11 protein-coding genes and 1 pseudogene are annotated in these 20,657 nt (G+C 73.6%); 11 read left to right on the top strand and 1 reads right to left on the bottom strand.

The features are described from left to right. Positions 1–78: 78 nt before the first annotated feature. The 3 genes from ABD981_RS38275 to ABD981_RS38265 all read left to right on the top strand — a co-directional run bounded on the left by ABD981_RS38275 (position 79) and on the right by ABD981_RS38265 (position 1,927). A complete protein-coding gene (locus ABD981_RS38275; protein ID WP_046907766.1) occupies positions 79–483 on the top strand; it encodes a hypothetical protein in 405 nt (134 codons plus the stop codon). 33 nt (positions 484–516) lie between these two features. Further along, on the top strand, positions 517–1,188 hold the full coding sequence (locus tag ABD981_RS38270; protein ID WP_165590929.1) for a hypothetical protein: 672 nt from the start codon (positions 517–519) through the stop codon (positions 1,186–1,188). A gap of 184 nt (positions 1,189–1,372) precedes the next feature. After that, positions 1,373–1,927, top strand: coding sequence for a hypothetical protein (locus tag ABD981_RS38265; protein ID WP_046907764.1), 555 nt, complete (start codon positions 1,373–1,375; stop codon positions 1,925–1,927). 82 nt (positions 1,928–2,009) lie between these two features. Here the strand turns inward: ABD981_RS38265 and ABD981_RS38260 are convergent, their stop codons facing one another. Beyond that, positions 2,010–4,121 carry an FUSC family protein gene (locus ABD981_RS38260; protein WP_046907836.1) on the bottom strand — a complete coding sequence of 704 codons (2,112 nt, stop codon included), beginning with the start codon at positions 4,119–4,121 and terminating at the stop codon, positions 2,010–2,012. Positions 4,122–4,187: 66 nt separating this feature from the next. Here ABD981_RS38260 and ABD981_RS38255 point away from each other — a divergent pair, with 66 nt between their 5' ends. The 8 genes and pseudogenes from ABD981_RS38255 to ABD981_RS38220 all read left to right on the top strand — a co-directional run bounded on the left by ABD981_RS38255 (position 4,188) and on the right by ABD981_RS38220 (position 20,605). After that, a complete protein-coding gene (locus ABD981_RS38255; protein ID WP_345530569.1) occupies positions 4,188–4,463 on the top strand; it encodes a hypothetical protein in 276 nt (91 codons plus the stop codon). Positions 4,464–4,600: 137 nt separating this feature from the next. Next, on the top strand, positions 4,601–5,506 hold the full coding sequence (locus ABD981_RS38250) for a sterol desaturase family protein (protein WP_046907763.1): 906 nt from the start codon (positions 4,601–4,603) through the stop codon (positions 5,504–5,506). Between the two features lie 133 nt (positions 5,507–5,639). Beyond that, positions 5,640–9,303, top strand: a pseudogene (locus ABD981_RS38245) (type I polyketide synthase); the annotation flags it as partial. A 150-nt stretch (positions 9,304–9,453) separates the two neighbouring features. Then, positions 9,454–15,147: an amino acid adenylation domain-containing protein gene (locus ABD981_RS38240; RefSeq protein WP_382747979.1), complete on the top strand. Its 5,694-nt coding sequence runs from the start codon at positions 9,454–9,456 to the stop codon at positions 15,145–15,147. After that, the gene (locus tag ABD981_RS38235) at positions 15,134–16,819 is read left to right on the top strand and encodes a phytoene desaturase family protein (RefSeq protein ID WP_046907761.1); all 1,686 of its coding nucleotides are present in this window, start codon (positions 15,134–15,136) and stop codon (positions 16,817–16,819) included. Before ABD981_RS38240 ends, ABD981_RS38235 begins: the two co-directional genes overlap by 14 nt. An 11-nt stretch (positions 16,820–16,830) precedes the next feature. Next, a complete protein-coding gene (locus ABD981_RS38230) occupies positions 16,831–18,474 on the top strand; it encodes a phytoene desaturase family protein (RefSeq protein ID WP_046907760.1) in 1,644 nt (547 codons plus the stop codon). Beyond that, complete coding sequence (locus ABD981_RS38225; protein ID WP_046907759.1) at positions 18,471–19,526, top strand: MDR family NADP-dependent oxidoreductase; 1,056 nt, start codon at positions 18,471–18,473, stop codon at positions 19,524–19,526. The genes ABD981_RS38230 and ABD981_RS38225 overlap by 4 nt, the downstream gene beginning before the upstream one ends. After that, positions 19,523–20,605 carry a Rieske 2Fe-2S domain-containing protein gene (locus tag ABD981_RS38220; RefSeq protein ID WP_046907758.1) on the top strand — a complete coding sequence of 361 codons (1,083 nt, stop codon included), beginning with the start codon at positions 19,523–19,525 and terminating at the stop codon, positions 20,603–20,605. The genes ABD981_RS38225 and ABD981_RS38220 overlap by 4 nt, the downstream gene beginning before the upstream one ends. Positions 20,606–20,657: the final 52 nt, after the last annotated feature.

The following is a 20,657-nucleotide window of genomic DNA, read 5'->3' as shown; positions in this document are numbered from 1 at the left end:
ACGGAACCGGACCCGCTCGGCATGACGCTACGGGGTGCGTCCCTGTCCGGTGGATCATGACGATGACAGGGTGTCCCCGTGAGTTACAGCATCTTCCTGCTCCGCTTCGTGGACGGCGAGGTCGCCGCCTTGGACGCCGAACGCTTCCGGCGTGCGACGGAGCCGTACGTCGTGGTGGGCGGCCCGGAGGAGGGCTTCTCCCAGCTCCGCGCGGAGGACGGGGGCGAGGCGGACCTCTACCACGAGCGTCACGGCGACGGCGGGATGGACTGCGTGACGGCGACGCACTTCGCCCGTGGCGCGATGTTCGGCGTGCTCGCCCGTCTGGCGGCAGCCCTGGGAGCCTCGATCGTTCCCCAGGACGGCAGGACGGCGATCTTCCACGAGAACGACCGTCGCCACCTTCCTGCCGAGCTCCAGGGGGACGCGGTGGTCATCGCCCCCACGGAGGAGGCGTTGCGGGCGGCACTCGAAGCGGGCTGAGCCATCGCCATAATCACGTGCGGAGCCCGTCCGGTGGTGTCTAGCATCCGGACGGCCGAACACGCACGTGTTGGTGGGGGAGTAGCGCACTTGTTCAAGAGATCGACGACCGTTTCGTACGAGACAGGCTCGCGGGCGGTCCGGGCGGCCGTGCTGGTGGTGTCGGGTGGCCTGGTGCTCGGTGGGTGCTCGCTCGTGGGGCTTGGGGGCGGGGGATCGGGAGCGCCGAGTGAGCCGGTGCGGGTCGAGTCGCGGGATGCGGCGCTGACCCGGGCGGGGCGGGTCCAGGAGCACGTGCGCCGACTGACGGGTCTGGAGCTGAATCCATGGGTCCTCCCCATCGCCTACTACAGGTGCCCGGGGCGGGGGACCGGCATAGCCGACGCCGGTGAGCCGTACCGGCTCGTGTCGCCCGTCCAGTTGAAGGTCACGGACGACCGGCGCCCCGGGAGCCTTCGGGCACTCCTGGAGAAGCTCGCGGGCGAGGGATTCGAGATCGCCCCGGGCGAGTTCGGTTCGGCCGACGCGTCCGACGAGTCCAGCGGGGACTTCGAGGCCGCCCACGACCGCTCCGATCCCTACACCGTTTCGGTCAGGAGCGAGACGAGGGCCGGCAAGGACGGCGGAATCATCGTCACCGTCACCCTTCCCTGCCAGGCCCCGCCCCCCGGTTCGGCCCCGCCCGCTCCGACAGCCGCACGATGAGGCTGGTGCGGTAGTGCGAGGGCGGCCTGACGAGGTGTCGTCGGGTCGCTCGGACGGCGCGTGCGCCGGTGACGTTCGTGTCCCGTGTGGCGTGCCCTCGCCAGGGGTCATTGAAGGGACGCCGGGGTGGAAAGGGTGGCCTCGCTCCTCGGACGAGGGGCACAGCCGACCTTGGGAGAAGACGTTGAAGCGTGTTCCGCTCCGCCGTTCCGCAGGACTTCTGGCGGCCGCCGCGGCCCTGATCGCAGGCCCCGCGCTGTCCGCCCACGCCGCGCCCCCCATCGCCCCGAACGACCAGCAGACCTACTCCGAGCAGGTACGGGCCGCCGGCCTCACCGACCGGCAGGCCGCGCAGCTCCGGGAACGGGTCGCCGCCGTCGTCGCCCGGAACCCGCAGGCCCGCCAGACCTCGGCGAACACCCTGGCCGTCCCCGGCGGCACCGTCACCGTTCCCGCGCCCGGACAGGCCGAAGCACGCGACCTGGCCGCCCCGAACGCCCCCCGGGCCTGTAACGACGGGCACCTGTGCATCACGGACGGGCGCGGCGTGAACTACGACTACTACCGTTGTGGCTACTACGACTTCGACGGCATCGGCGACGGAACCTTCAACAACAACCAGACCCCCGGCACCCGCGCCCGCTTCTACAACAGCGACGGCAGCGAGCGCTGGTCCCACGTGGCCAAGGGCACGGGCACCGCGTCCTGGACGCCCGTCTACCACATCCGTCCCTGCTGACCGACCGCTTCCGATCCCCGTGCCCGCCCTCTCCGAGGGCGGGCACGCTCGCATGCCACGCGGCGAGGCCCTGTCTTTCGGATCAGGCCGGATCAGCCCGCGCCGTCATCCGCGCCACGTCCGCGTCGAGCGCGTCCAGCCAGGTCAGCGCGGCGAAATAGCGTGCCGGGGCGGATTCCGTCGCAGGGTCGGGGGCCGGCGCGGCCGGCGGTGTCCCCACGGGCGTGTCCGAGGTCCCGGCGGGGGAACCGGCCGCTCCCGCGCCCGCACGGGGGGCGCCGCGCCGGTCGGACGTCTCGGCGGCGGTGGCGCGCAGGAGGGCGGCGACCTCCTCGGCGCGGGCGTGGAGCCGGGTGCGCTGGGGCGGGTCGGGGCCCGGGCCGCCGCGGGTCAGGAGCCGGCGGGAGCCCCACAGTACGTGGTGGCCGATGATCATGAGCGCCTGCCAGTCCGGTGCGGTTCCGGCGTCGTCACGCGGCTCGCTCTGGCGTTCCGCGTACGCCGACTCCGCGAGGGAGAGGGCGAGTTGCAGCTCCCGGTCCTCGGGCACCCGCCCCCGTCCGCCCGCCGCCACCGCGGCCGAGGTCTCCTCGACGGTCGCCGCCGCCCGGGTCAGGAGCGTGCCGACAGCCCTGGGCAGCTCCCGCTGGGCCCCGCGCGGCCAGGCGAGGAGCCCGAAGAGGACGCCCAGCAGGCTGCCGACCAGCACGTCCAGGATCCGGATGCCGGCCAGCCTCCACGTCGCCGGCGCCAGCTGCGCGAAGACGAAGGCCACCACCAGGGTGAACATCCCCTGGGCCCAGCCCACCCCGCGCACCGGCCCGATCCGGAACGCGAGGAGCATGACCAGGGGAAGGGCCACCGCGTAGACGGTCGTGTGCCCGCCGACCAGCGCGAGCACCGCAGCCGTCACCAGGGCGCCGATCAGGGTGCCCGTCAGCGCCGCACGGACCGTCGCCCCGGTCTGGGACGCCGTGGTGCGGGTCAGCGAGAGGACGGCCAGCATGGCCCAGAAGCCGTGCGGCAGGGATTCCACCCCGGCCACGGTGCGGGCGGCGCCGAGCGCCAGGCCCAGTCGCACGGCGTTCTGGAAGTAGACCGAGCGGGGCCGGGCGTGGGCCGCGAGCCGGTGCCACCACAGCCGTGGCGCCCGCCGGCCCGCGTACCAGAACCGGCCCGGTTCCCGGCCCGTCGGCGGCCGGGCCCGTCGTCCGAACACGGCCAGTTCGGCGGCCGTGCACAGCGCCGCGGCAGCGTCCGCCAGCTCCAGCAGTGCCGCCCGCCGCCGGCCCTGAGCGGCAACGGTCGGCTGGTCGTCGGCCGCCGCGAGCTCGTCCCGTACCCGGCGCAGCTCATCGGCCGCACCCCGGGCCGCCCCCGGGCCCGCGCTCGCCCCCGGGCCCGCGGGCGGGCCGGTGAGGAGCTCCGCGGTCTCGGTCGCGGCGGCGCAGACGGCGGTCAGCACCTCGGTCCGCTGACCGGTCGGCGGCCGCCCGGGCGGCGGAGGCGGCAGGTCCGCCAGCCGGGCGAGCAGGGTCCGTGAGGCCAGCCCCGCGTGGGCGAGGGCGCGGTCCCGCAGGCCCGGGCCCGCCGGCCGCTCCGCAGGGTCGGTCCGGGACGGCCGCAGCGACTGGCCGGCCGCACGGGCGGCCGCCGTGGAGGACGAGGAGAGCGCGTAGGGGGAGTGGTCCAGCTCCGTGACGCAGTGTGCCGCCGTGCTCGCGGCGGTGGCGGTCAGGCGCCGGTACGGGGTCCCCCGGGGCTCGGGCAGCAGGAACGCCTCGGCCAGCACCAGCAGGGTCAGCCCGAGGCCGGTGCCCACAAGCCGCTCCCCGAGCGTGTCGGGCGCGAACGGCGGGAAGCTCGGCAGGATGTAGAGGAGTTGCAGGCCGGGGGCGGCCCCGGCGGCCCTGGGGCCGGCCACGGCCGCGAAGGCCAGCAGGAAGCCGATGGCCAGCATGCCGACCACCGCGGTCCAGGTCCGCACGGCGAGACAGGTGCCGGCCACCACCAGCAGAGCGGTCAGCGGCGCCACCCGGACCAGGACGCCCGCCCGCTGCCGGCCGGTGCCGGGGATGTGCGACAGGGCGGCCATCGACACCGCGGTGAACAGGGCGTAGGTCGCCGCCACCGGCCGGTCCCACCCGTACAGGCAGAGGAAGAAGCCGGCGCAGGCGGCAGCGGTCGTGCGCACCGCCCGCCGCGTCACCTGCGTGGGACCCCGACCGGCGCTCGCGTCACGTTCGGCGCCCATGCCTCCATGGTCGAGCCGGCCGGACCGGGGTACCACCGGTGGAGCGCGGGCACCGCCGAGGAAGGTGCGGCCGTCAGGGCGGGATCGACGAACGATCACGCCAAAGACGGCGACGGCCGAGCGGCAACAGGCCATGAGCGGATCGTGCCGACGCGCTGGTCCGGTCTCCGGGCCACGTGGTCGGCCGCCCGCCGTGGCGGCGCCGCGGTGCTGCCGAATCGTTGCTCCCGTGTACGGACCGAACGCGCGCGTCACTTCGAGTACGTCGATCATCAGAAATGAAAAGACTGTCGTCCTACCGGCTGCCTGTAAAAGGCCCCGTCGCGCGTTGTCCAAAAACTGCCGGTGGGTAATACACGAGTCCTCGTGTCCGCTGCTACTCTGCAGTCCCTAATTCGGATGCGATGGAGATTCTCCGTATGGAAAATCGACCCGAGGCGGGGTCGTTGTCTTCGAACTCGTGGGTGGTTGGCTCTTTCTCGCGCCAGGTGCTCCGCCATGCCGCCTACCCCGTCCTGGCCCTGTCCGCGGTCTGGCTCTTCGTCTCGACGCTGCACTACGGCTGGGACCGCGGCGCCGCCGTCCAGCTCTTCCTGGTCGGCGCCATCCTCTACCTCGCGGTGCTGGAACGGCTGATCCCCCATCGGTCCGACTGGCATCCCAGCGTCCGGGAACTCTGCTGGTACTCGGCCTACTTCGTGTTCACCATGGCGGGAGCCGTGATCGCCCAGGCCGTGGTCGCGGCGGTGGTCGCGGCGCTTCCCGGGGGCGGGCTGGGGGTCGCCCTGTGGGTGCAGGTTCCCGTGGCCCTCCTCGCCTCGTCGCTCGCCGGCTACCTGGCGCACCGCTTCGCGCACACGAACCGCTGGCTCTGGAAGGTCCACGGAATTCACCATGTACCGGGGAAGGTGAACGTGGCCAATAACGGTGTCAATCACGTACTGGACGTCAGCTTCAAACAGGGGGTCGTGCAATTGACTCTCGGATTGCTCGGATTCTCGCCGGATTGCCTTTTCGCCGTGGCGCTCTTCACCATTGTGCAAGGCTATTTCGTGCACGCGAACGTGGACATCCGTCTCGGTCCGCTCAACCACGTCCTGGCCGGCCCCGAGCAGCACCGGCTGCACCACAGCGCCGACGTGACCGAGGCCGGGCACTACGGCGTCGACCTCTCGGTCTGGGACCGCCTCTTCGGCAGCTTCACCTGGCGGCCCGGCCGACACCCGGCCGTGGTCGGCGTGCAGGCCCCCGCCACGTTCCCGGAGACCGGGGAGGTCCTCGCCAGCCTGCTCCACCCGTGGCGCCGTCCACCCCGCACCGCGTAGCCCCCCCATACCGCGTAGCCCCCCGCACCGCGTAGCCCCCCGTACCGCTGAGCCCCGTGCCGTACGGGCGAGGTGCCCGATCCATGCCCACCGCCCGGCCCACACCGAGGCGCCGTCCCTTCCGGATTGGACCATGACCGACTCACCCCACGCCGCCGACCGGGACAAGATCGCCATCATCGGCATCGGCTGCCGCCTCCCCGGACACGCGGGTGACCACCGGGCCTACTGGCGCAACCTGATCGAGGGGCGGGACTGCATCGTCCCCACCCCGGCGGACCGGTACGACACCACCACGCTCGGCAGCCGCGACCGGGCCAAGCCGGGGCGGCTGACCGGTGGCCGGGGCGGCTACATCGACGGCTTCGACGAGTTCGACCCGCACTTCTTCGGCATCAGCCCGCGCGAGGCGCACCACATGGATCCGCAGCAGCGCAAGCTCCTGGAGGTGTCCTGGGAGGCTCTGGAGGACGGCGGACAGAAGCCCGGCGAACTGGCGGGACGGGACGTCGGGGTGTTCGTCGGGGCCTTCACCCTCGACTACAAGATCCTGCAGTTCGCCGACCTCGGCTTCGAGACGCTCGCCGCGCACACCGCCACCGGCACCATGATGACGATGGTGTCGAACCGCATCTCGCACTGCCTCGACCTCCGCGGCCCCAGCGTCTCCATCGACACCGCGTGCAGCTCCTCCCTGGTGGCGGTCCACCTGGCCTGCCAGAGCCTGCTGCGCGGCGAGAGCGAACTCGCCCTCGCCGGCGGCACCCTGCTGCACCTCGCGCCGCAGTACACGATCGCCGAGACCAAGGGCGGTTTCCTCTCCCCCGACGGGCGCTCGCGGGCCTTCGACGCCTCCGCCGACGGATACGTACGGGCCGAGGGCATCGGTGTGGTGGCGCTCAAGCGCCTGTCGGACGCGCTGCGCGACGGCGACCCGGTCCACGCGGTGGTGATCGGCAGCGGCGTCAACCAGGACGGGCGGACCAACGGCATCACGGTTCCCAACGCGGACGCCCAGGCCGCGTTGATCGAGCGGGTGTGCGCGGAGGCGGGGGTCGCGCCGGGCAGCCTCCAGTACGTCGAGGCGCACGGCACCTCGACGCCGGTCGGCGATCCGATCGAGGCCGAGGCGCTCGGCCGGGTGCTGGGGATCGGCCGGGCACCGGGGTCCCGGTGCTACGTCGGCTCGGTCAAGACCAACATCGGGCACACGGAGTCCGCGGCCGGAGTGGCCGGGCTGATCAAGACCGCGCTCGCCCTCCGGCACCGCCGCATCCCGCCGCACCTGAACCTGGAACGCCCCAACCCCGCCATCGACTTCGCCGCGCTCCCGTTCGAGATCCCGACCGTCCCGGTCGACTGGCCGGCACACGAAGGGCCCGCCCGCGCGGGCGTCAACTCCTTCGGCTTCGGCGGCACCAACGCCCACGTCCTGCTGGAGGAGGCACCGGCGCGCGCTCCGGAGGCTCCGCGGCCCGCGGTCCCGGCACCGCCCTTCTCCATCCTCCCGCTGAGCGCCCGCCACGCGTCCGGACCGGCCGAACTGGCCGGCGGCATCCGGCGGGAGCTCGCCGCGGGCACCTCGCTCGCCGACATCGGGTACACCCTCGCCCACCGCCGCCAGCGGTTCGAGGAACGGCTCGCGGTCGTCCACACCTCCCGCGCGTCGCTCGACGAGGCGCTGGCCGTCTGCGAGCGCGGCGAGCCGCACCCCAGGGTGGTGCGGGGACAGCGGCGGGAGGCCGGGCGACGGCGGCTCGTCTGGGTGTTCACCGGCATGGGGCCGCAGTGGTGGGGCATGGGACGCGGGCTGCTCGAAGCGGAACCGGTCTACCGGGAAGCGGTCGAGCGCTGCGACCGGGAGATCCGCCGCCAGGCCGGCTGGTCGCTGCTCGACGAGCTGGCACGCCCCGAGGCGGAGTCCCGGATGGGCGAGACCTGGCTGGCCCAGCCGGCCAACTTCGCCGTCCAGGCCGGGCTGGCGGCCCTCTGGCAGCACTACGGGGTGCGGCCCGACGCGGTGGTCGGACACAGCACCGGCGAGATCGCCGCCTTCCACCAGGCCGGGGTGTACGGCCTGGAGGACGCGGTACGGGTGGCCCTGCGCCGCAGCGCCCTCCAGCACCGGCTCGCCGGCACCGGCGGCATGCTGGCCGCGAACCTGTCCGAGGAGGAGGCCGGACGGCTCGTCCACCCGTACCGGGACCGCGTGTCGGTGGCCGCCGTCAACGGACCGGCCTCGGTGACGCTCTCCGGCGATGAGGACACCCTCCGGGAGCTCGCCGACCGCTTGGGCCGGGACCAGGTCTTCACCCGGTTCCTCGACGTCGAAGTGCCTTACCACAGCGTGCGGATGGAGCCGATCCGGGCCGAGCTGCACGAGGCGCTGTCCGGGATCGAACCCGGTCCGGCGCGGCTCCCGCTGTACCTCACGGCCAGGGACGGACGCGCGCACGGGCCCGAGCTGGACGCCGCGTACTGGTGGGAGAACGTCCGGCAGCCCGTCAGGTTCCGCTCGGCGATCGACCGTCTCGTCGACGACGGCCACACCCTCTTCCTGGAGCTCGGCCCGCACCCCGTCCTCGGCCACTCGATCCGTGAGTGCCTGGACGCCCGGGCCGCCGACGGGCTCACCCTGCCCTCGATCCGCCGCCGGGAGGACGAGCCCGAGCGGTTCGCCCGCTCCCTGGCCGAACTCCACACCCTGGGCGTCGAGGTGGACTGGACGGTGCTCCAGCCCGAGGGCCGCCCGGTGCCGTTGCCCGGCTACCCGTGGCAGCGGGACCGGTACTGGGCCGAGCCCCGCCCGGTCGAGCAGATCCGCCTCGGCCGGCTCGACCACCCGCTGCTCGGCCGCCGCACCGACTCCCTCCAGCCCACCTGGGAGAGCCGGCTGGACACCGAGCGCCTGGTGTACCTGGCCGACCACCGGATCGAGGGCAGCACGGTCTTCCCGGCCGCCGGGTACCTGGAGATGGCCGCCCAGGCCGTCCGCGCCATGACCGGCGGCGACCAGGCCGCGCTGGCCGACGTGGAGTTCTCCAAGGCCCTGTTCCTCCCCGAGGGCGAGAGCACCGCCGTCCAGCTCGCCTTCGCCCCGGAGGAGGCCGGGTTCACCATCGCCTCCCTCGCCGGATCCGGGGCCGACGACGAGGGAGGGGCCGGGTCCGGGGACCGCACGGTCCACGCCAGGGGAGTCGTCCGGGCCGGCCAGCCGCGCCGGGACACGGCCCCCCCTGGACCTCGAAGCCGTCCGGGCCCGCAGCGAGCGCCGTCGCGACGGGAGCGAGTGCTACGCGGAACTGTCGGCGCTCGGCTACCACTACGGCCCGGCCTTCCAGGCCGTCGAGGAGCTGTGGAGCGGACCCGGCGAGGCGCTGGCCCTGATCCGCCCCACCCCGGCGATCGGCGCGGGCGCGGCGGACTGCCACGCGCATCCGGTGCTGCTGGACGCCTGCTTCCAGACCATGCTGGCCGCCTCCGCGCCGCTCGACGGCAGCCGGACCGGTGGCATCCGCCTGCCCGTCGCGATCGAGGAGGTGCGCCTGGCCCCGGTCGGGGACCGGCCGCTCTGGGCGCACGCCACCGTCACCGAGCAGAACGACGAGGGGCTGACCGGCGACCTCGCCCTGTACGCCCTGGACGGCACACCGCTCGGCACGATCACCGGCTTCCGCGCGGCGGCGGTGGACCGGGTGGCCGCCTCGGTCAAGCGGGGCACCATCGACGGCTGGCTGGCCGAAGTCGTCTGGGAGGACGCGGAGCCGGCGGAGGCAGCGGAGGCAGCGGAGGTAGCGGCCGAAGGCGTCTCCGAGCAGCCGGGACCGGAGGCGTCCGCGCCCGACGCGTCCGCGCCCGACGCGTCCGCGCCCGACGCGTCCGCGCCCGACGCGTCCGCGCCCGAGGCGCCCGCGCCCGACGCGTCCGCGCCCGAGGCGCCCGCTCCCGTGGCCCCCGCGGCGTCCGCCGCCCCGCAGGGTGAGGAGGTGCCCGACCTGCTGGTGTTCGCCGACGCGGGCGGCCTCGGCGAGCGGCTGGCCGAACTGGTCCTGGCCCGTGGCGGCCGGTGCCGGCTCGTCCGGCCGGGGCGCCGCTACCGGCGCGGTGCGCGGCACACGACCGTGCGGCCGGACTCCTCCGCCGATCTGCGGAGGCTGTTCGCGGACCTCGACCCGGCCACCCGGACCGTGGTCCACCTGTGGAACCTCGATCTGCCGCCGCTGGACGCCGCCGCCCCGGCGGACCTCGCCGAGATCGGAACCCTCGGCGGATACTCCCTGATCCCGCTCGCCCAGGTGCTGCCCGAGGCCCGGCCGGACGGACGGCTGCACCTCGTCACGCGGGGCACCCAGGCCGTCCGGCCGGGCGATCCGGTGGAGCCGTTCGGCGCCCCCGCCTGGGGCATCGGCCGCGTGCTGCGGCAGCAGGAACTCACGGCCCACAGCGGCAAGTCGATCGACCTCGGCCTCGCCCCCGGGCTCGACCCGGCGGCGGAGGCCGAAGCCCTGCTGCGCGAGCTGACGGCCGACGACGGCGAGGACGAGGTCGCGCTGCGCGGCGACCGCCGCCACATCAGCCGGCTGCGCCCGCCCGCCGGGCTCACCCACCCGCTGCCGCTCCGGCTGCGAGCGGACGGCAGCTACCTGGTCACGGGCGCCTTCGGGGCGCTCGGTCGGCTGCTCTGCCGCACCCTGGTCCGGCGCGGGGCCCGGCGCCTGATCCTCCTCGGCCGCAGCGCCGTGCCCGAGCGCGGCGCGTGGCCCGGGCTGGATCCGCTGAGCCCCGCCGGACAGCGGGTCGCCTTCCTGCGCGAGCTCGAAGCCCTCGGTGCGGAGGTGCTGGTCGCGGCGGTCGACGTCACCGACCCGGAGGCGATGGAGCGGTGGCTCGGCCAGCGGAGGCGGAGCGGGCTGCCGCCGGTGCGGGGCGTGTTCCACCTCGCCGGCCAGGTACGGGACGTCCTGCTGCCGGCGCTGGACCGCGAGGCCTTCGACGCCGGCTACCGGCCGAAGGTGGACGGCGGGTACCTCCTGCACCGGCTGCTGCTCGACGAGCCGGTCGAGCACTTCGTCCTGTTCGCCTCGATCGCCTCGCTGCTCACCACGGCCGGGCAGGTCAACTACGCCGCCGGCAACGCCTTCCTCGACGCGCTCGCCCACCGCCGCCGCGCACAGGGACTGCCCGCGCTCAGTCTGGACTGGGGGCCCTGGGCCACCGGCATGATCGAGGAGCTCGGGCTGGTCGCCCACTACCGGGACGCCCGCGGGATGAGCTCGCTCGCGCCGGAGGCCGGCATGGCGGTCCTGGAGCGGGTGATCGGGCAGGACCGGGCCCAGCTGCTCATCGCCACGGTGGTGGACTGGCCGGTGTTCCTCGCCTGGTACCCCACGCCGCCGCGGCTGGTCTCCGGACTCGCGGCCGCCGCCGCGCGGGACACCCCGGCCGGGCCCGGCGGCGGTCTGCTCGACGCCTTCCGCCGCTCCGACGCGCAGGAGCGCACCCGGCTCGTGGCCGAGCGCTTCGCCGAGCTGGCCGCGGGCGTGCTCCGGGTGCGCCCGGAGCGGATCGACGCGGACAGCCGGCTCGGCTCGCTCGGCCTCGACTCACTGCTCGCGATGGAGCTGCGGGCCCGGGTCCTCACCGAACTGGGAGTCTCGCTGCCGGTGGTGGCCCTGCTCAGCAACGGCCCGGTCGGCGAGCTGACCGACCGTCTCCACGAAGGACTGACCGAGCTGGTGTCGGCCGAGGCACCGGACCAGGAGGCGGAGGTGGAGCTGTTCACCGACCCGCACCGCCACCCGCTCACCCACAACCAGCAGGCCCTCTGGTTCCTCCGGCAGCTCAACCCGGACGGTTTCGCCTACAACATCGGCGGCGCGGTGGAGGTCCGCGCCGCGCTCGACCCGGAGCTGCTGTTCGAGGCCTTCCGCACCCTCATCGGGCGGCACCCGAGCCTGCGGGCCGGCGTCACCACCGAGGCCGGCCGCCCCGTGCAGCGCATCCGGAGCGAGATCCGCGCCGACACCGGCCTGTTCGACGTCGAGGGCCTGCCCTGGGAGGAGGTCCGCGCCCGGCTGGTCGAGGAGTACCGCAGGCCGTACGACCTGGAGCACGACCCCCTGGTCCGGCTGCGGCTGTTCCGGCGCGGGCCGGACCGCTGGGTCGTCATGAAGGCCGTCCACCACATCGTCTCGGACGCGATCTCCACCTTCACGTTCATCGAGGAGCTGTTCGAGGTCTACCACGGCCTGCGCACCGACCGGCCCGTGGAGCTCGCCCCGGTGGCGGCCCGCTACCTGGACTTCCTCAACCGCCAGAACCGCTTCCTCGCCGGGCCCGAGGCACGGCGGATGCTGGAGTACTGGCGCGGTCACCTGCCGGACGAGGTGCCGGCGCTCGACCTGCCCACCGACCGGCCGCGCCCGCCGGTGCAGACGGACAACGGAGCCTCCGAGTTCTTCCTGCTGGACGAGGAGCTCAGCGCCCGGGTGCACGCGCTGGCCCGCGAGCACGGCGTCACCCCGTACATGGTCCTGCTCACCGCGTACTACCTGCTGCTGCACCGGTGGTCGGGCCAGGACGAGATCGTGGTCGGCAGCCCCGTCACCGGCCGCACCGAGGAGGAGTTCGCCTCGGTCTACGGGTACTTCGTCAATCCGCTGCCCCTCCACGTCAGCCTGGCCGGCGAGCCGACCGTGTCCGAGCTGCTGGGACGGGTGCGCGACACCGTCCTCGGCGGGCTGGACCACCAGGAGTACCCGTTCGTGCTGCTGGTCGAGCAACTGGGTCTGCAGCACGACCCCAGCCGCTCCGCGGTCTTCCAGGCGATGTTCATCCTGCTCACCCACAAGGTCGCCACCGAGCGCATCGGATACGAGCTGGAGTACATCGAACTCCCCGAGGAGGAGGGGCAGTTCGACGTCACCCTGTCCGCCTACGAGGACCGCTCGGACGGACGCTTCCACTGCGTCCTCAAGTACAACACCGACCTGTTCGACGCGGCGACGGTCCGGCGGATGGCCGGGCACTACCGCACCCTCCTCGACGGGCTCACCCGCGCCGACGCGGAACGCCCGGCGGACCGGCTGCCGATGCTCGGCGACGCGGAACGGGACCGGATCGTCACGGAGTTCGGCGGCGGTACGCGGACCATCGACCACGGCGTGCCGGTGCACGAGCTGATCGGCAAGATCGCCGCCCAGTACCCGGAGGCGACCGCCGTGTCCGTCCCCGGCGGACGGCGGTTGCGCTACCGGGAGCTGGAGCACCGTTCCCGCCGGATGGCGGCCGCGCTGCGCGAACTCGGCGTCGGGAACGGCACGGTCGTGGCGGTGTGCCTGGACAAGTCCCCGGAGCTGGTGGTCGCCCTGCTCGCGGTCCTCCGCGCCGGCGGCGCGTACCTGCCGCTCGACCCGGACCACCCGGCCGAGCGCCTGGCCGGGCTGATGGAGCACGCGGGCGCCCGGCTCGTCCTCACCGACCGGCAGCAGGGGGAGGCGTCCCCGCCGCCCCACCGGGCGGTGACCCTCGACGAGCTGGACCGGCCCGAACTCGACGACCGGGCCGAGCCCGCCGTGGACCTCGACCAGACCGCGTACGTCATCCACACCTCGGGTTCCACCGGCCGCCCCAAGGCCGTCCAGGTCAGCCACCGCAACCTCGCCTCCGTGTTCGTGGCCTGGCAGGCGGAGTACCGGCTGGAGACCGAGGCCCGGGTCCACCTGCAGATGGCGGGCGTCTCCTTCGACGTCTTCACCGGCGACCTGGTCCGGGCCCTGTGCTCCGGCGGGACGCTGGTCCTCGTCGACCGCGAGCTGCTGTTCGACACCGCGCGGCTCTACCGGACCATGCGGGCCGAGGGCGTCGACTGCGGCGAGTTCGTCCCCTCCGTGGCGCGCGGCCTGCTGGCGCACTGCGAGCGGGAGGGGACGAACCTGGACTTCATGCGGCTGCTGATCGTCGGCTCCGACGCCTGGAAGGCGGGCGAGCACCAGCGGCTCCTCGCCCTGTGCGGTCCGGACACCCGGGTGGTGAACTCCTACGGCCTCACCGAGGGCACCATCGACAGCGCCTACTTCGAGGGTCCGGCCGACCACCTGGAACCGGGCCGGATGGTGCCGATCGGCCGGCCGCTGCCCAACAGCGAGCTCTACGTCCTCGACCGGCACGGCGAGCCCGTGCCCCCGGGCGTGGCCGGCGAGCTGTGGATCGGCGGCGCCGGGGTCGCCACCGGCTACCTCGGCGAGCCGGAGCGGACGGCCGAGCGCTTCGTCGTCCGCACCCCCGGCCGCGCACCCGTCCGGCTGTACCGGACGGGCGACCTCGGCCACTGGGACGCGGACGGAGTGCTGCACCTCCACGGCCGCGCCGACGGCCAGGTGAAGGTGCGCGGCCATCGGATCGAGACCGGTGAGATCGAGGCCCGGCTGGCCGCCCGGCCCGAGCTCGCCCAGGTGTGCGTGACGGTACGGCCGGACGAGAGCGGCGAGAACGTGCTGTGCGCGTACTGCGTGCCCGTCGAGGGCGCCCGGCTGGACGCCCGGGAGCTGCGCCGCCACCTCGCCGAGCAGCTGCCCACCTACCTGATCCCCGCCCACTTCACCGAACTGCCCGCCCTGCCGCTCACCTCGAACGGCAAGGTCGACCGGGCCGCGCTGCCGCAGCCGCGCGCCGAGGCCGGGCCGGAACCGCACGAGCCGCCGGTGACGCTGTACGAACGGCGGATGGCCGCGCACTGGCAGACCCTGCTCGGGCTCGAACGGCCCGGACTGCGGGACGACTTCTTCGAGGCGGGCGGCAGCTCGATCAAGCTCATCGAGCTGATCCACCACCTGCGGACCGAGTTCAACGCCGCCGTCCCGGTCGGCGGCCTGTTTCGGACCAGCACCCTGCACGGCATGGCCCGCACCCTGGAGGACGTCGTCACCGGGCGGCTCCCCGGCGCCGAACCGTACCTGTGGTTCAACCCCGGAGCCGACCCGACGGGGACCGTCTTCTGCCTGCCCCCGGCGGGCGGCCACGGGCTGGTCTACCGGCAGCTCGCCGCCCGGCTCCCGGCACACCGCTTCGCCGCGTTCAACTACCTCTCCGGCCCGGACAAGGCCGCCCGCTACGCGGACCTCGCCGAGGAACTCCACCCGGACGGGCCGTACACCCTGTTCGGCTACTCCCTCGGCGGCAACCTCGCCTTCGAGGTCGCCGAGGAACTGGAGCGGCGCGGCCGCACGGTCGGCACCGTGGTCATCATGGACTCCCACCGGATCGCCGAGGCCTTCGTCCTCGGCGAGGAGCACCTGGCCGAGTTCGAGCACGAGCTGGCCGAGCACCTGCACCGGCACACCGGGTCCGAGATCGTCGCCCGCGAGACCGTCGAACAGGCCCGCGAGTACCTCGCCCACTGCAGTGCCCACCCCGCCCTCGGCGTGCTGCGCGCCCCGATCGCGGTGATCTCGGACCGGGACAAGCTGCGCCACTTCGCACCGGGCGAACCCGGCGGCTGGCACGGCGCCTCCAGCACCGGCTGCACCGTCCACCAGGGGCACGGGCGGCACGCCGAGATGCTCGACGGCGCCTTCCTGGACCGCAACGCCGAACTGGCCCGCACCCTGCTGGCGGGAGGTGCCCCGCATGGCGGCGCGTGACACCGGCCCCCAGTGGAGCGCCCGGCCCCCCGGCGGACGGCCCCGCGTCATCATCATCGGCGCCGGCATGTCGGGCCTGGCCGCCGGCTGCTACGCGCAGATGAGCGGACTGGAGAGCCGCATCTTCGAGAAGCACGTCCTGCCCGGAGGCTGCTGCACCGCCTGGGCCCGGCAGGGCTACCTCTTCGACTACTGCATCGACTGGCTGATCGGCACCGCACCCGGGACCGGGGCGAACGACGTCTGGCGCGAGCTCGGCGCGCTGGACGGCAAGCGGATCACCTCCTTCGACCAGTTCAACCGGGTCGTCGACGAGGACGGGCGGTCCGTCACCTTCTACAACGACCCCGACCGGCTCCAGCGCCACCTCCTGGAGATCTCGCCCGCCGACGCCCGGCTGATCCGCTCCTTCTGCCGGGACCTGAGGCGCTTCGCCGCCCTCGACCCGCACTGGGAACTCAAGCCGCCCGCCCTGAAGTCCGCGGCGGAGAAGGCCCGCACCCTGCTCGGCATCCTGCCCGCGTTCCGGCTGTACTGGCGCACCGCGGCCACCCCCATGCGCCGTTTCGCCGACCGTTTCCAGGACCCGCTGCTGCGCCAGGCCTTCCCCAACGTGTTCCTGCAGGAGCTGACCGGGTTCCCGCTGCTCCCGTACCTCTTCACCATGTCCTGCGCCCACAACGGCAACGCCGGCTTCCCGGAGGGCGGTTCGCTGGGGCTGGCCCGGTCGGTCGAGGAACGGTACGCCGGCCTCGGCGGGCACATCGGATACCGCTCCCGGGTGGAACGCATCCTCGTCGAGGACGGGCGCGCCGTCGGCGTGCGCCTCCGGAACGGGCAGGAGCACCACGCCGACCACGTCATCGCCGCCTGCGACGGCCCGACGGTCCTGGACCGGCTGCTGGAAGGGCGGTGGACCAGCCCGCGCACCGACCGCCTGTACCGCGAGCTGCTGGACACCCCCGACAACCTCTACCCGGCGGTGGTCTCCGCCTTCGTCGGCCTGGACGGCCCGCTGCCCGACGGCGAACCGCACAGCACCACCTACCTGCTCGGCCCGGACCGGGGCGCCGACCTGCCCGGCTGCCTGCAGCACAGCCTGGTCGTCCAGCAGCGCTCCGGCTACAGCACCGGCTTCGCCCCGGCCGGGAAGTCGGTGCTCCACTGCACCTACTTCACCGACCACCGTTCCTGGCAGGAACTCCGCAAGGCCGACCGCACGGCGTACCGGGAGCGCAAACGGCAGGTCGTCGACTTCCTCCGCCGCTTCCTCGCCGAGCGCCACCCGGGCATCGGCGAACGCATCGAACTGATCGACGTCGCCACCCCGGCCACCACCGAGCGCTACACCGGCAACACCTACGGCAGCATCCTGGCCTGGAAGGCCTTCTCCGAGGCCGACGACGTGTCGACCGCCCTGGTCAACCGGGACCGGATGCGACTGCCCGGCCTGAGCGGCTTCTCCATGGCCGGGCAGTGGACCGGCATGGGCGGCCTGATCCGGGCGGCCACCAGCGGCCGGTACGCCGTCCAGTACCTCTGTGCCGAACTCGGCACCGAGTTCCGGGCCTGGCCCAGCGAGGGCACCGAACCCTGGCACCCCGGGAAGCTCGGCCGGCTGCCGCAACTCGAACAGCGACGGACTGCCCGGAAGGCGGCGGTGGCCGAATGACCAGAGAGACCATGCTGATCATCGGGGGAGGCCTCGGCGGCCTGTCCACCGGCTGCTACGCCCAGATGAACGGCTACCGCAGCCGGGTGCTGGAGATGCACGAGATCCCCGGCGGCTCCTGCACCTCCTGGGACCGGGGCGACTTCACCCTGGACAGCTGCGTCAGCTGGCTGCTCGGCAGCGGCCCCGGCAACGAGATGCACCAGATCTGGCTGGAGCTCGGCGCCCTCCAGGGCAAGCGGATGCGCAACTTCGACGTCTTCAACACCGTGCGCGGCCGCGACGGACGGGCCGTCCGCTTCTACTCCGACCCGGACCGCCTGCAAGCCCACCTGCTCGACCTCTCGCCCGCCGACGCCCGGCCGATCCGGGACTTCTGCGACGGCCTGCGCACCTTCCGCCGCGCCCTGGCCCGCTACCCCTTCCTCACCCCGGTCGGACTGATGGGGCGCAGGGAGCGCTGGCGGATGCTGGCCTCCTTCATCCCCTACTTCAACGTGATCCGGCGCTCCCTCACCGTCCTCATGCGGGACTACTCCAAGCGGTTCCGGGACCCGCTGCTGCGCGAGGCGTTCAACTTCATCCTGTACGAGAAGCACCCCAACTTCCCGGTGCTGCCCTTCTACTTCCAGCTCGCCGCCCACGCCGACCAGTCGGCGGGCGTGCCCGAGGGCGGCTCGCTCGGCCTCGCCCGCTCGGTCGAGCAGCGCTACCGCCGGCTCGGCGGCGAGGTCACGTACAACGCGAAGGCCGTCGAGATCCTCGTCGAGGCGGACCGGGCGGTCGGCGTCCGGCTCAGCGACGGGACCGAGCTCCGCTCCGACATCGTGGTCTCCGCCTGCGACGGCCGCACCACCCTGCTCGAACTGCTCAAGGGCCGCTACCTCACCGACGCCTACCGCGAGCTCTACACCAGCACCATCAACGAGCCCGGCATGGTCTTCCCCGGCTACCTCACCGTCTTCCTCGGCCTGCGCCGCGCCTTCCCCGACGGCGAGCCCTGCACCACCCACCTGCTCGACGACTCCGTGGCGGCCCGGCTCACCGGCATCCGCCACCCCAGCATCAACGTGCAGTTCCGCAGCCGCCACTACCCCGAGCTGTCGCCCCCGGGCACCTCCGTCGTGTACGCCACCTACTTCTGCGACATCGCCCCCTGGCGCGAGCTGAGCACGGGCCCGGAGCAGGCCACCCGGGTGCGCCGCGGCGAGGAGCTGCACACCCTGCCGGTCGGCCGCGGAGGCGCGTACCAGCGGGCCAAGCGGCAGGTGCGGGACACCATCACGGACTACCTGGAGCAGCTCCACCCGGGCCTGAAGGACGCGATCGCGGTCAAGGACGTCTCGACCCCGCTCACCCAGGTCCGCTACACGGCCAACCACGACGGCACGGTGCTCGGCTGGCAGCCCTTCGTGACCAGCGGCGAGGCCGTGGAGCAGGAGGTCCGCCGGCACGGCCCGGGCCTGCCCGGACTCTCCGGCTTCTACCTGTCCGGAGTCTGGGCCACCACCGGCGGCCTGATCCGGGCGGCGGCGTCCGGACGGCACGTCATGCAGTTCGTCTGCCGCGACGACGGCCGGCCGTTCACCGCCACCGTCGACCACAGCGCCCCCCTCCCCGTCCAACTCATCGACCCGGTAGGAGCTACCCCTTGAAGACCGAGAAGTGGATCGTCAGCGAGCACAACGACGGCATCCCGGACGTGGACCGGATGTACGTCAAGGTGGTGGAGGACCTCGACACCGACCTGGCCGAGGACGAGATGCTGCTGCGCACCCGGTACGTCTCCGTCGACCCGTACCTCCAGGGCATCGCCCTGGACACCCCGGTCGGCGACCACATGGGAGCCGACTCGATCATGGAGGTGCTGGCGGCCGGGCCGCGCGCCTCCTTCGCCGTCGGCGACCTGGTCCAGGGCTTCGGCGGCTGGCGGACCCACCTGGTCTCCAACGGCGCCCCCGCACTGTGGCAGACCGGAACCTTCCCGATGGTCTTCCCCGCCTACCGCCGGCTGGACCCGGCCCACTACGACGAGGCGCTGCCGCTGAGCACCGCGCTCGGCATCCTCGGCGGTGCGGGCATGACGGCCTGGGGCACCCTGGACAGGTTCCTGGACGTCCGGCCCGGCGACACCCTGGTGATCAGCGGCGCCTCCGGTGCGATCGGCACCCTGGTCGGCCAGCTCGCCAAGCGGGCCGGCGCGCGGGTGGTCGGCACCACCGGTTCCCCGGAGAAGGCCGCCCGGCTGACCGCGCTCGGCTTCGACGCCGTGGTCGTCTTCCGGCACGGCGGGGACGCCGCCCAACTGCGCGAGGACCTCGCCAAGGCGGCTCCCGGCGGAGTCGACCGGTACTTCGACAACCTCGGCGGCGCCCTCACCGACACCGTCTTCCCCATGCTCACCGTGGACAGCCGAGTCGCCGTCTGCTGGCAGTGGGCCAGCCAGGTCGGCAACGAGTGGTCCGGCCCGCGCCTGCTGCCGTTCATCATGTTCCCCCGCACCACGATCCGCGGCATCTTCGCGCTGGAGTGGTTCACCGACGAGAACTGGGCCGCCCTGCACGCCGAGCTCGGCCCGCTGGTCCGCAGCGGCGAGATCCGCTACCAGCAGACCGTGCACCAGGGCTTCGACAGCATCCCCGCCGCCTACCGCAGCCTGTACACCGACCGCGCCGGGTCCTTCGGCAAGGTGCTGGTCGAACTGTGAACCCCAGGCACACCCGGTCCCTCACCGAGGGACCGAGCCCGGCCGACGCGCACGCCCCCGCCCTGCCCTATCCCGACGGCTGGTTCGCGGTGGCCTTCGCCGCGGAACTGGTGCCGGGCACCGTGCTGACCCGGCCCCTCCAGGGCGAGGACGTGGTGCTCTACCGGCTCCGCGACGGCGGCGTCCGGGCCGTCCGCCCGTACTGTCCGCACCTGGGGGCCCACCTCGGGCTCGGCGCGATGGAGGGGGACGACCTGATCTGCCCCTTCCACCGCTTCGCCTTCGGCCCCGACGGCTCCTGCGTGCGCACCGGGTACGGCACGCCACCGCCGCCGTCCTCCGACCTGGCCGCGCTGCCGGTGCGCGAGGTCAACGACACCGTCTTCGTCTGGCGGCACCACGACGGGCGGGCACCGGACTGGGAGCCCGTGACGTGGCACGCCCTCGGCACGCGGGCCCCCCGCTTCGCCGCCTGGGAGATGCCGGGCCACAGCCAGGACGTGGTCGAGAACACGGTGGACCTGGGACACTTCGGCCCCCTGCACGGCTGGGGCGAGTCCGAGGTCGCCGAGCCCGCCGTGTTCGACGGACGGAGCTTCCGGGTGTCGGTCCGCTCCCGCGAACGGGTGCCGCTGCTGGGCGAGAGCCCCCTGGAGGTGACGCTGGAGGGCTGCGGCATCAGCCAGGTGCACGTCTGCACGGCCCTGCCGCGGTTCGGGGTGCGCACCTGCGCCCTGTACGCGACCACGATGATCGCTCCCGCCGCGTTCCAGCTCCGGCAGGCGAGCCGGCTGGACGTGGCGGAACCGGGCGCGCTCCCGGGGCCCGCGGCCCGCTGGCTGAGCCGCTCGCTCACCCGGCTGCTGGCCGGCGTGATGTTCCGGGGGAACTGCGAGTTCGTCGCCCAGGACTTCCCGGTCTGGGCGACCAAGCGCTACCAGTCCCCGCCCCGGCTGGCGCGGGGCGACGGCCCGATCGGCCCGTTCCGGCACTGGGCGCGCCAGTTCTACCCGCCGGACCGCCTGCGGGCGCACGTACCGTCGTCGGTCCGTTCGGCGGAGGGGAGCAGGTCCGGCTGAGCGCCGCCGTGGCGGGGCCGTGGAATGCGCGGGGCCTCCCGGCGTAGGAGCC

The organism is Streptomyces showdoensis, assembly GCF_039535475.1.
GTDB classification, from domain to species: Bacteria; Actinomycetota; Actinomycetes; order Streptomycetales; family Streptomycetaceae; genus Streptomyces; species Streptomyces showdoensis.
Note: the sequence above shows the minus strand (reverse complement) of the source record. Positions and strands in the feature narration are given on the sequence as shown.

Coding starts and splice junctions, on each gene's coding strand:
- ABD981_RS38250 (WP_046907763.1), top strand. CDS start 4,601: ATGGAAAATCGACCCGAGGCGGGGTCGTTGTCTTCGAACTCGTGGGTG.
- ABD981_RS38235 (WP_046907761.1), top strand. CDS start 15,134: ATGGCGGCGCGTGACACCGGCCCCCAGTGGAGCGCCCGGCCCCCCGGC.
- ABD981_RS38230 (WP_046907760.1), top strand. CDS start 16,831: ATGCTGATCATCGGGGGAGGCCTCGGCGGCCTGTCCACCGGCTGCTAC.
- ABD981_RS38255 (WP_345530569.1), top strand. CDS start 4,188: ATGGTCGAGCCGGCCGGACCGGGGTACCACCGGTGGAGCGCGGGCACC.